Source organism: Streptococcus mitis SK575 (assembly GCF_000257865.1).
GTDB classification, from domain to species: domain Bacteria; phylum Bacillota; class Bacilli; order Lactobacillales; family Streptococcaceae; genus Streptococcus; species Streptococcus mitis_CQ.
Genome location: NZ_AICU01000027.1, coordinates 1 through 11626, shown reverse-complemented (window position 1 = coordinate 11626; position 11626 = coordinate 1). Strand labels below are relative to the sequence as shown.

At 40.1% G+C, this 11626-nt stretch carries 7 protein-coding genes and 1 pseudogene; 1 reads left to right on the top strand and 7 read right to left on the bottom strand.

Translation table 11 applies throughout. The features are described 5' to 3' along the window. Window positions 1-101 precede the first annotated feature (101 nt). The 7 genes and pseudogenes from HMPREF1048_RS05205 to parE all read right to left on the bottom strand — a co-directional run bounded on the left by HMPREF1048_RS05205 (window position 102) and on the right by parE (window position 10845). Window positions 102-998: a DMT family transporter gene (locus tag HMPREF1048_RS05205; protein ID WP_000071698.1), complete on the bottom strand. Its 897-nt coding sequence runs from the start codon at window positions 996-998 to the stop codon at window positions 102-104. 8 nt (window positions 999-1006) lie between these two features. After that, window positions 1007-1942, bottom strand: coding sequence for a serine hydrolase domain-containing protein (locus tag HMPREF1048_RS05200; protein WP_000872198.1), 936 nt, complete (start codon window positions 1940-1942; stop codon window positions 1007-1009). Further along, window positions 1939-2664 carry a CppA family protein gene (locus tag HMPREF1048_RS05195; RefSeq protein WP_001102224.1) on the bottom strand — a complete coding sequence of 242 codons (726 nt, stop codon included), beginning with the start codon at window positions 2662-2664 and terminating at the stop codon, window positions 1939-1941. Before HMPREF1048_RS05195 ends, HMPREF1048_RS05200 begins: the two co-directional genes overlap by 4 nt. Before the next feature lie 288 nt (window positions 2665-2952). Beyond that, on the bottom strand, window positions 2953-5004 hold the full coding sequence (locus HMPREF1048_RS05190; protein WP_000081227.1) for a thiol-activated cytolysin family protein: 2052 nt from the start codon (window positions 5002-5004) through the stop codon (window positions 2953-2955). Window positions 5005-5351: 347 nt separating this feature from the next. Next, window positions 5352-7811 (bottom strand): DNA topoisomerase IV subunit A, encoded by a 2460-nt coding sequence (gene parC, locus HMPREF1048_RS05185; protein WP_080568524.1) that lies wholly within the window; start codon window positions 7809-7811, stop codon window positions 5352-5354. 244 nt (window positions 7812-8055) lie between these two features. Then, window positions 8056-8874 (bottom strand): annotated as a pseudogene (locus tag HMPREF1048_RS05180) (aminoglycoside 6-adenylyltransferase). Window positions 8875-8901: 27 nt separating this feature from the next. After that, entirely contained in the window at window positions 8902-10845 is a 1944-nt protein-coding gene (gene parE / locus HMPREF1048_RS05175; RefSeq protein ID WP_000037261.1) for a DNA topoisomerase IV subunit B, read from the bottom strand. A 135-nt stretch (window positions 10846-10980) separates the two neighbouring features. Between parE and plsY the strand changes: the two genes are divergently transcribed. After that, on the top strand, window positions 10981-11622 hold the full coding sequence (gene plsY, locus HMPREF1048_RS05170) for a glycerol-3-phosphate 1-O-acyltransferase PlsY (RefSeq protein WP_000628807.1): 642 nt from the start codon (window positions 10981-10983) through the stop codon (window positions 11620-11622). Window positions 11623-11626: the final 4 nt, after the last annotated feature.

Genomic DNA, 11626 nt, shown 5'->3' with positions numbered 1-11626 from the left:
TGTTTTGAGCAACCTGCGGCTAATTTCCTAGTTTGCTCTTTGATTTTCATTGAGTATAAAATACTACATAAAACCTCTCTGTCATAGACAAAGAGGCTTTTTTATTTTTCTAAGAGTAAATCTTTCAAAGAAATCAGGGTTACAGCAACTAATATCATTGCCATACCAAGAAAATCAATAGGATAAAATTGTTCATTCATAATTAGGAAGGCAAAGAAAACCGCCGAAATTGGCTCAATTGAAGCCAACAAGCTTGACTTGACCGGTCCAATCAGACTGGCTCCTTTTAGGAAGGCTGTATAGGCAAAGACAGTCCCGATAAGGATAATACCTGCAAAAGCAAGAAGAAAATCAAGACTAGTTGGGATAGTAGTCTGTAGAACCCCTGTAAAAGGAAGGGCGACCAAACCTGCTATGACCATTCCCACACCAATGACCAAGCTACTCCCCCACTTCTTAATCAAGGCTATTGGCAAAATGATATACAGAGCATAAGTCCAGGCAGAAAAGAGACCCCAGAATAGGCCAGAAGGTGTAATGGATAACTGGTCAAGTTGCCCATGAGTGGCGATCAGGAAGGTCCCTCCAATGGCTAATATGATGGAAACTATCTCTCCCAGCGTCGGCGCCACCTTATCCTTGATACAGCTATAAATCAAAATCCCAACAGGACAAACATACTGAAGCACCGTCGCGGTCCCTGCATTGGTTTCCTGAATAGCAGACAGATAGGCAAATTGATTAAGAAAAAGACCAATCAGAGCAAAAACGAGAAGTGACAGCAAACTCTTCTTATCCGTTAAAAAGGCCAGCATTTTATCCTTTGCAGTAGCATAAGCCAAGAGCATGAGAATCCCGCCAGCGATTAAAAGACGCAAGTTGGTCAAGACCAGAGCCGAAATTCCGTGTACCATCAGGTATTGGCCACTCGTTCCTGACAATCCCCAAGCAATCCCAGCCACAACTGTTAATAAAGTCCCTTTTAAACTATTTGACATGTCTCTCCTTACTTTTCTTTGCGAATCAAGTCCATCACTTGATTGCGGTCTAAAATCCATTGGGCCCGCTCATCCTTTTCATAGGTACGATTCGATAGGAAAATGACCGCTTCTTTCTTCTGACGATTCCACATGACAAATGTACCTGTATAGCCCGTATGGTCTAGCCAATCTTCTTCCAAATTCCATGCTAAAGAACGTTCCTTGTCATCCAAAGGAGAAAAATTTTGACCCAAATCTCTTGAAAAATCGTCCTCTAAATAGTGTTCTAAAAAGATTTGTAAATCCTTCACAGTCGAAAACAAACCAGCACTACCAGCATGTCTGCCCAAGAGACGAGCCTTTGGATCATGCACGATGCCTGCCTCTACACCTCTGACTGTTGGAACAGCAAGCTCAACAGGTCCAAACTGGGTTTCTGTCATTCCCCAAGGTTTCCAAACTTGCTCCTGTAAAATCACATCCAAGTCTTGATCAAAGATTCTTTCCAAAATAAAGCCCAACAGCAAAAAATGAACATCCGAATAAAGAAAGGCTGGCTGACTTCGTCTGTTGAGATGAAGCATCTCTTCCTTTAATTCTGAGGCTGTTAAAAGATCACGATTGGGAATAAACGGATCAAGATCTGTTGCGTGTGTTAAAAGCTGGCGAATAGTGATATCTGGATAGTCACTCTCAGGTAAAAAATCGGTTACTGATCTATCAATATCTAATTGACCTTTGTCCCACAAGAAGGTAAAAACAGTGCCAACCCCAACAACCTTGCTGACACTAGCTAGGTCATAAACTAGTCCTGCCTCAGTCTGTAAGCCATACTCTGGGTTACTCTGGCCAATATAGAACTCCGTCCATTGATTGTCCTTAAAATACGCAAAAGAGGCTCCGGGATAAATCCCTGCCTCGATTTGATCTTCTATTTTTTTAATAATCTTGGTCCACTTCATACTGCTTCAAACCACAATTCAACATTATTTCTATCTTTTCCAAGGAAGAATTTTTCAGACTTAGGAATAAAATATTCTGTAGACTCAAATTTCTTACGAAGACCTGCTATGTCTAATTCATTGACCAAGAACTTGAGCATAGATAAGTCCCAAGTAACCGTATTGTCCACAGTCAGATCCTGCCCCTGTGCTGGGATAAAACCAAGTGATGCCCCAATTTCAGATGATTCCAAGAAACTATCTACATCCGTTGGGAGGTGTAATTCCATGGAAATCTCAAATTTACTTAAAGAGATTGATTCCAAATCTGTTTGAAATTCTGGCTTTTCTCCTACTTCTACTAGACTTGCTCTGTCATCCTCTGCATGAATCAAAATCAAATCATCTTCTGGTGAGTAAATCTCAAAAGCGTAGCCGTTTTGACCTTTATATAATTGATGAATCGAATCTGTTTTAGATAGGAGTCCTTCAATTTCCAAGGGATTTTCCACCTTGACAATCAATCTAGCCAGTTTTTTTCGTCCCTCTACCTTACGAGTACGCATGCTAGGAGCTTCTTCTAAAACTAGCTTTTCAATACCTGTTTGATCACCTAGTGATAGAAAAGCTGACTCTTCTAACAAGGCCTTCATTCCAAGGGTTTCAATATAAAATGTTTCATTTAATTTTCTATTATTAACTTTTAAAGTAGGAATAATCCGTACAATCTGATTTACATTCATAAATTCCTCCGTCACTTTTTATTGTATAGGATTTTAGAATTTTTTACAAGATATTATGCTCAAATTTACCAATTTTCACCCCATTAAACATTTTTTGAAAAAAGGCTGGCCTAAAACTCCATTTTTAGGAAAAATACAAAAGTCAAAAAGTAGATAGGATAAACTGAAATGCTAATCAATGGATTGATAAGAAATAATTGACTATCTTTGTTGATTTTTGATTACGGAGGAGTATTTAGAAATAAAAAGAACCAGCTCTTCGAACTGATTCCTTTTACAAGTGAAAAATTAGTTATTTTCAACTTTTTCATCGTATTTTGGTCTTAGTGTTGTACCTGAGTTAACAATGGTACGTTTTTGAACAAGAGGAAGGTCTGTGCGATTATAAACTGTACGCCATGGTTCCCAAACAAGACCTGTTTTTTCTTGAATCTTCACGCGTATATTGCGCACATTTCCTTTAAATTGAAGTTCAGTTTGGAAACCAGCTGTTCTGTTTTTACCATTATCTTCCCATTGACGTGAGCGAATGCTTTCAACTCCATCCTTATCATAAGTTACTTCATCCCAGTAAACATAGTAACGAGCGATATAAGCTCCCTTATGGTGTAATTTGAGGTAACCATTTTTATATGAAGTCACTTTAGTTTCAATGTAGTCTGTATTGCTTTGAATTGTGGCTACTTGATTATCTTTCAAGAATGCAGTCTTATAAGAAATTGGAACAGCAGGGTTTTGTGTACTGAAAGTAGCTCCTTCTTGAATCAATTTCTTCAAATCTTCTACTGTACCTGTCACAACACGTGCAGCACCATCAGCATTTCCACCTACGATTGAAACTGTTACAGTTGTATTCTTCAAGACACGTGCCCATTCAGAGTCTGGTTTAATAGGCACTCCTTTAATAACAGCATTGATCGCTGCTTTCAACTCTGTACTCTTGCTTGTTGTTTCAAATTTGACATACATTTGACGTCCGTATGAAACGCTTGACACGTATACAGGAGGTGTTTTTCCATCAATTCCACGTGCTTTCAATTGATCAACCGTTACTCCTGGAGCAAATACATCTGAAGGATTTTTTGGAGCATCAAAGTTAGCAGTATAGTAAATTTGTTTAAAATCAACAACTTCAACTTGTTTTTCACCCTTGTTCACAGCCTCAAAGTCAATTTTCAAATTAACACCGACTTTTTCAAAATCACTTCCGAATTTTGCTTTCAATTGATTCATGCTGTAAGCAGAAGTTGATTCATACTGCATACGTGCTGGAGCAGGATTTTTCGCAGCATATTTTTCATGCCAACGATTTAACAAGGTATTCACACCTTCCTGCATACCACTTGCAGTTGGATTAGCATCTACATAGCTATCTCCGCCTACCATTCCTGGTAAATCAACACTGATTCTACCTTTGCTACGATCTAAACTAATTTGTTGTGGTTTGTTTTCTAGAAGGTCTTGATTTGCTTTAAATAAAGCACCTAGGAAGATATCTCCGTTACCATTAATGGCAACATCTGCAGAACCATTAGAAAGGTTTTTCTTCACTTTTTCCACAACCACAAATTCATTTCCTTGTTGTTTTGTGCTTGTATTAGTGTAATTTTCTAATGCTTCGCCTTTTCTAGTTAAAATATTTAGTTTATCGTAATTTAAACCAAATAAATAGTTATTTAGCTCTGCAGTATAATCTTTTTTAGCTTTGTTTTCTGTTTTAGCTTTGTTTTCTGTTTTCTTATCTGCTACTACTTTTTCTTCTTTTACAGCACGATATACTTCAACTTCTGCCAAACTAAGAGGAGTTTTAGATTTATTTAATTCAATTTTTACATATCGTGCATTAACTCCTGAGAATTGAACATCAATTGTTGGTTGATTATTTAAGCTATCGACATGTTGACGAGTTACTTCCTTACCATCTTTATCTAACAAAATAACATCAAAATTAGATAAACGATCCCCTACATTACTGTCTCCACGATTGTAAATACGAACAGTTCCCACACCTTCTTCTTTTGCTAGATCAACTTTCCACCAAGCATGATCTTCAAAATTTGTATGAGTAACTGAGTGATGTCTGTAAACATCATCTCGATTACCGTCAACCGCTCTAGAAGCATCTGCATCGTAATAAGTCGAACTCTGACTTGCAGACTTATGAGCAGCAATATTTTCACCAGCAACTGCAGCAACGCTTGGTTCTGTTGCTTTTACTACATTTGTTTGAAATACAAGGCCAGAACCTAGCAAAAATGTTGCAATGGCAACACCACATACTCCAACGCTACGTTTACGAATAGAAAAACGAAATCCTTTATCTTGTTTGTTTTGAGACATACAAAACTCCTATATATTTGAACGAATTATTTCTCGAACGCGCTTTCTTGAAACAATAAGAGTATAACATAAAAATATTATAGATGCAATCGTTTTCTTAAAAAATTATTATTTTTTATTAGCTAAACTTGTATAGTTGCCCATATGTTACTAATTTCACATTTAAACATCGAGTGGTCTATACCACTAAAAGCAAGAAAACGACCAGGCCTAAGTCCCTATCAGTTGGGAATCAGCACTGTTCGTTTTTGTATATATAATCAGATTCAACTCTTAAATCTATAACTTAAGAAATTTTTTAATGAAAAGCTTTTTATTGTTTTTTATCATCTCTTATATTCAAATTCTTAATAAACTTCCTGAAGATAGGCATCAAAAACTTCTTCATCTGAAATGGTATCGGATATAAAGCTACCATTGCTGGTTCGTTCTGACAAATTCAAATCTTGTAATCGACTTTCATAGATAGTTCCTTTATTAGATTGAACAATCAGAGTTTGATCGTTCCCGTCCACTTCCGTACTGAAGAGATCACCAACAAATCCTTGCTCTGCAACTGCTCCTGCTAAGAAGACACGATGCGGTTTGTTTTTCAACTCACGCAAAACTTGTAAACCACGTTTGGCACGGCTGGTTGCTGGAATTTCCTCAATAGAAACACGTTTCAAGCTTCCACGCTGTGTCAAGAGATAGAAGGAGGAGGTATTACAGATAAAGGCGGATTGGAGGACATCATCTGCTTTCAGGTTCATAGCTTTGACACCTGCAGCCTTAGCACCGACAACTGGTACCTCTTCGATATTGAAACGAAGGGTATAACCATTTTGGCTAATCAAAAGAACATCATCTAGTTTAATCGGAGCCACTGCTACAATCTGGTCTGTATCGTCTTTGAGCTTAGCATACTTGACTGATTTAGATTTATAGGTCCGCCATGGAGTGAATTCTTTACGTTCTACGCGTTTGATTTGACCAAGACGAGTTGCAGCAAAGTAAGTTGTCGCATCATCAAACTGATCTACTACTTCAACATAAAGGATTTCTTCGTTAGTTTCAAAGTTTGTGATGGTTTGGCTCAGATGCTCTCCGATATCCTTCCAACGAATATCAGCCAATTCATGGATTGGTCGATAAATGACATTTCCAAGCGTCGTAAACATCAAGAGATGCTGGGTTGTCTTAGCAGCTTGTACAAAAATCAAACGGTCATCATCACGTTTGCCAATTTCTTCCAGAGTGGAAGCCGCAAAGGAACGCGGGCTGGTACGCTTGATGTAACCGGCCTTGGTCACGCTGACGTAAGTATCTTCCTCGACAATCAAACTAGCTGTATCAATCTCGATTGCTTTTGCTGTGTCTTCTAAGCTACTCAAACGAGAAGTCGCAAACTTCTTCTTAACCTCACGAAGTTCTTTCTTCATGAGATTATACATAGTCCGCTCATCACCGATAATAGCCGCCAGCATGGCAATCTTTTCACGAAGTTCTGCTTCTTCTTCCTGCAAGACAACTACGTCTGTATTGGTCAAACGATACAGTTGCAAGGTAACAATGGCCTCAGCCTGATCCTCTGTAAAACCATAGCTGACCTTGAGGTTTTCCTTGGCGTCAGCCTTATTCTCAGATGCACGGATAAGGGCAATGACTTCATCCAAAATCGAAATCACGCGAATCAAACCTTCGACGATATGGAGACGCTTCTCAGCCTTTTCCTTGTCAAAGCGTGAACGCGCCAAAATCACTTCACGACGGTGTGCGATGTAGCTAGACAGGATTGGAACAATCCCAACCTGACGAGGTGTGAAATTGTCAATCGCCACCATGTTAAAGTTGTAGTTGATTTGCAGATCTGTGTACTTAAATAGGTAGTTGAGAACAAGTTCCGTATTAGCATCTTTTTTTAGCTCAATCGCGATACGAAGACCGTCACGGTCAGACTCATCCCGAACCTCAGCAATACCAGCCACCTTGTTATTAACACGAACATCATCGATTTTCTTGACTAGATTGGCCTTGTTGATTTCATAAGGAATCTCAGTAATAACAATTTGTTCCTTACCACCTTTTAGCTTTTCAATTTCAGTCTTAGAACGAACAACCACGCGCCCTTTCCCAGTTTCATAGGCCTTCTTGATTTCATCACGACCCTGAATGATTCCTCCAGTCGGGAAGTCTGGTCCAGGCAAGAATTCCATGAGTTTATCAACCTTTACAGTTGGGTGGTCAATCATGTAAACCGCTGCATCGATGACCTCAGCTAAATTATGAGGTGGAATATCTGTGGCATAACCAGCTGAAATACCAGTCGATCCATTTACCAAGAGATTTGGAAATGCTGCTGGTAAGACCGTTGGTTCTTTCTCGGTATCATCAAAGTTCCAAGCAAAAGGAACTGTCTTTTTCTCGATATCCTGAAGAAGATAACCAGCAATCTCAGACAAACGCGCCTCGGTATAACGCATAGCCGCAGGTGGATCTCCGTCCATAGAACCGTTATTACCGTGCATTTCAACTAAAATCTCACGATTTTTCCAGTCCTGAGACATACGAACCATGGCATCATAGATAGAACTGTCACCGTGTGGGTGGAAATTCCCCATGATATTCCCGACAGACTTGGCCGACTTACGGTAGCTCTTGTCAAAAGTATTGCCATCCTTATTCATAGAATAAAGAATACGACGCTGAACCGGCTTCAAGCCATCACGAATATCTGGCAAAGCCCGGTCTTGAATAATGTACTTGGAGTAGCGACCAAAGCGCTCTCCCATAATGTCCTCCAAGGACATATTTTGAATGTTACTCATATAGGATACAGAGCCCGTAAAATATCAAGTGAAAATAGAAAATTCTTAAAGCGAGCGATGTTCGCAAGAGAATTTATCTTTTTCACCCAGCATTGAGGGCGTGTTCAACTCCTTTCAAAGAATATAGAGTAGTTTTTTATACAGTAAAAGATATTTTACGGGAATTAGTCCCGTGTTCAGTTACTACAAATAACCAAACAACTCTTTCTGTAGTTTAATCTTTTAAATTAAGGTCTTTAGTTAGTTAGCGATTAAGAAGTCTCTCCTCAGCATACTCAATCATCTTCTCAGCTACTTCTTTATCGTAGTCAAAATCCATCTTTTGAGCAAGGGACTGAGCCTCTCTGTGGAAAAGTTGCATCGTAGCAAATAGAGACTGAGTGATTTTGTCTAAACTGGAAAAATCAAGAAGATTAGATAGCTCCTTCTCTTTTTCAACTGGCAAATGATTAAAGAGATACTTGCAGTTCTTGCCGATTTCGACTTTCCCCCTATCACTTGAAACCTTCCAAGCCAATACCTTCAACAACTCTTGCTGACAAATACCATAGAGATGGTCCGTCGTATAGATGACTTGTTTGCGACAAATCCCTTTAACCACGTAGGCTGACACCCACCAAAATTCATTACAGGAATTTTTAAAATCTGTCTCACTAGCTGAACTCATCCAGAAACGCTGAGGACTGGGAGAATAGTACTCAAATAATCCCTTCTTATCTTCTAAAACTATGAATTCCGCTTCGCTATCTACCCACTCTTGAATTTGTTGTTTTGGACAGAGGGTTAGATCAATTCGATTTCCATCTTCAAAGAGCATGAGGTATAAACGACGTTGACCAAGACCAACTTCTTGCTCGATAATGCGTTTGCCAAACTGGTCCAATCAAGATAAATCTGTAATCAGCTCGTCCAGATTCTCTACAACATAGACTACATCGTAATCTTGAAATTCATCTTGTGGTGCTTGTGAATTTGTCCGTGAACCAGACATGGCGACAGCCGCAACTTGTAAGGTTTCAGCAGTCTTTAAGATTACATCGAGCATTTCTGTTTCAGTTCTCATGTTTATACCCATTCATTAAAAACTAACTTAAAAAACTGTCGCTTCTTCCAGCGTAAACTTGACATTATCCTCAATCCACTTACGGCGTGGTTCGACCTTGTCACCCATGAGGACATTGACGCGGCGTTCTGCGCGTGCTAGGTCTTCAATCGTGACACGGATGAGGGTACGGGTTTCTGGATTCATAGTTGTTTCCCAGAGCTGGTCCGCATTCATCTCACCGAGACCTTTATAACGTTGAAGTGTAGCACCTTTACCAAACTGTTTGCGGAGTTCTTCTAGTTCTCCGTCCGTCCAAGCGTAGGCCACTTCTTCTTTCTTGCCTTTGCCTTTGGACATCTTGTAAAGAGGCGGAAGGGCGATATAAACATGGCCTGCCTCAACTAGCGGACGCATGTAGCGGTAGAAAAATGTCAAGAGCAAGGTCTGGATATGGGCACCGTCGGTATCCGCATCTGTCATGATAATGATCTTATCATAGTTGGCATCTTCAAGGGAGAAATCTGCCCCTACACCAGCACCGATGGTATAAATCATTGTGTTGATTTCCTCATTTTTAAGGATATCTGCCATCTTGGCTTTAGCTGTATTGATGACCTTACCACGAAGGGGCAAGATAGCTTGGAATTTGCGGTCACGACCTCGTTTAGCAGAACCTCCGGCAGAATCCCCCTCGACTAGATAGAGTTCATTCTTAGCCGGATTCTTAGACTGGGCTGGGGTCAATTTCCCAGACAACAAGCCCTTATCCTTTTTATTTTTCTTACCATTTCGGCTCTCATCACGCGCCTTACGTGCTGCTTCACGAGCATCACGCGCCTTGATAGCCTTGCGGATGAGGTTAGAAGCCAATTCCCCATTTTCCATAAGGAAAAAGGTCAACTTATCAGCCACAATCCCATCCACAACTGGACGCGCTAGTGGACTTCCAAGTTTATCTTTGGTCTGGCCTTCAAACTGCAAATGTTCTTCAGGAACTAAGATAGAAAGAACGGCTGCTAGTCCTTCACGGTAATCTGAACCTTCTAGATTTTTATCTTTTTCCTTGAGAAGACCTGTCTTACGCGCATAGTCATTCATAACCTTGGTAATGGCAGACTTAAGTCCTGTCTCATGCGTTCCACCGTCCTTGGTGCGAACATTATTGACAAAGGACAGAATGTTATCTGAAAATCCATCATTGTATTGGAGAGCTACTTCTACTTGGAAACCATTATCTTCCCCCTCAAAGTACAAAACAGGTGTCAAGGTTTCCTTGTCTTCGTTCAGATAGGACACAAAGTCCTGCACCCCGTTTTCATAATGAAACTCAATCGCTTCATCTGTTCGCTTATCTGTCAAAGACAAGGTCACATTTTTCAAGAGAAAGGCTGATTCATTAAGACGCTCTGAGATGGTATTGTACTTAAAGTCTGTCGTAGAAAAGATCGTCGCATCAGGCATAAAAGTAACCTTGGTACCTGTTTTAGACTTGGGTGCTGTACCGATTTTCTTCAGAGTCGTGACAGGTTTTCCACCATTTTCAAAACGTTGCTTGTAGATTGCACCATCTCGAGTGATTTCAACTTCTAGCCAACTTGAAAGAGCGTTAACAACGGAAGAACCCACCCCGTGGAGACCACCAGATGTCTTGTAGCCACCCTGACCGAATTTCCCTCCGGCGTGAAGAATGGTAAAGATAACCTCAACTGTTGGGATTCCCATAGCGTGCATTCCCGTCGGCATTCCACGTCCGTGGTCTTGAACCGTTAAACTTCCGTCTTTATTAATGGTCACATCAATACGATCGCCAAACCCAGACAGGGCTTCATCGACTGCATTATCGACTATTTCCCAGACTAGGTGGTGGAGACCAGCACCATCGGTCGATCCGATATACATTCCTGGACGTTTTCGAACTGCATCCAACCCTTCTAGCACCTGAATGGCATCATCATTATAATTGTTAATATTGATTTCCTTTTTTGACACAAGGAACCTCCTATTCGTTCATCTTTACTATTCTACAGGTTTTCCAAGGATTTTGCAAAATTTTTCTTTCTCCGGTGTGACAATTTCAGAAGAGATTCTCTGCCTTTCTTCTCCATTTCATGATATAATAGGAGTATGATTACAATAGTTTTATTAATCCTAGCCTATCTGCTGGGTTCGATTCCGTCTGGTCTCTGGATTGGACAAGTATTCTTTCAGACAAATCTGCGTGAACACGGTTCTGGAAATACTGGAACAACCAATACTTTCCGCATTTTAGGTAAGAAAGCTGGTATGACGACCTTTGTGATTGACTTTTTCAAAGGAACTCTAGCAACGCTTCTTCCAATTATGTTTCATCTGCAAGGCGTTTCGCCTCTCATCTTTGGACTTTTGGCTGTTATTGGCCATACCTTCCCTATCTTTGCAGGATTTAAGGGTGGTAAGGCTGTCGCAACCAGTGCTGGAGTGGTTTTCGGATTTGCGCCTGTCTTCTGTCTCTACCTTGCAGTTGTTTTCTTTGGAACCCTCTATCTTGGTAGTATGATTTCACTGTCTAGTGTCACAGCATCTATCGCGGCTGTTATCGGAGTTCTACTCTTTCCACTTTTTGGTTTTATCCTGAGCAACTATGACCCTCTCTTCATCGCTATTATCCTGGCTCTTGCTAGTTTGATTATCATTCGTCATAAGGATAATGTCGCTCGTATCAAAAACAAGACTGAAAATTTAGTCCCTTGGGGATTGAACCTAACCAATCAACATCCTAAAAAATAAAGAG

Excerpts from the sequence above, each read along its gene's own strand:
- HMPREF1048_RS05190 (WP_000081227.1), bottom strand. The coding sequence starts at position 5,004 with ATGTCTCAAAACAAACAAGATAAAGGATTTCGTTTTTCTATTCGTAAA.
- HMPREF1048_RS05200 (WP_000872198.1), bottom strand. The coding sequence starts at position 1,942 with ATGAAGTGGACCAAGATTATTAAAAAAATAGAAGATCAAATCGAGGCA.
- parC (WP_080568524.1), bottom strand. The coding sequence starts at position 7,811 with ATGAGTAACATTCAAAATATGTCCTTGGAGGACATTATGGGAGAGCGC.
- HMPREF1048_RS05205 (WP_000071698.1), bottom strand. The coding sequence starts at position 998 with ATGTCAAATAGTTTAAAAGGGACTTTATTAACAGTTGTGGCTGGGATT.
- plsY (WP_000628807.1), top strand. The coding sequence starts at position 10,981 with ATGATTACAATAGTTTTATTAATCCTAGCCTATCTGCTGGGTTCGATT.
- HMPREF1048_RS05195 (WP_001102224.1), bottom strand. The coding sequence starts at position 2,664 with ATGAATGTAAATCAGATTGTACGGATTATTCCTACTTTAAAAGTTAAT.